Genomic DNA, 228 nt, shown 5'->3' with positions numbered 1-228 from the left:
CGCGGCACTCGCGCTGCCCGACGCCGCCCCGCGGGCGATCCTCCTGGCCGCGCGGCCGGAACCGGTGGTCCGCGGCGCCCACGTCATGGACCGCGCGCTCGCAGCGGCTCCGCCGGCCGAGGACGAGGAGTCGGCGTGGCTCCTCGGCTACGCGCTAAACCTCGTCGGCGAGGTCCCGACCGCCCCGGTGCTGCTCGCCCGGGCCCTGGGTCTTATACACATCTGACG

At 76.3% G+C, this 228-nt stretch carries 1 protein-coding gene; it reads left to right on the top strand.

Annotated features, from left to right (window positions below; genetic code table 11):
* The coding region (locus tag QCD68_RS17360; protein ID WP_301223912.1) for a hypothetical protein at positions 1–226 on the top strand (226 nt) is incomplete at its 5' end.
* Between the last annotated feature and the right edge of the window lie 2 nt (positions 227–228).

The sequence above is a fragment of the Curtobacterium sp. PsM8 genome (assembly GCF_030433875.1).
Lineage (GTDB): Bacteria > Actinomycetota > Actinomycetes > Actinomycetales > Microbacteriaceae > Curtobacterium.
The sequence above is the reverse complement of the archived record's forward strand: the minus strand, read 5'-3'. Positions and strand labels throughout refer to the sequence as shown.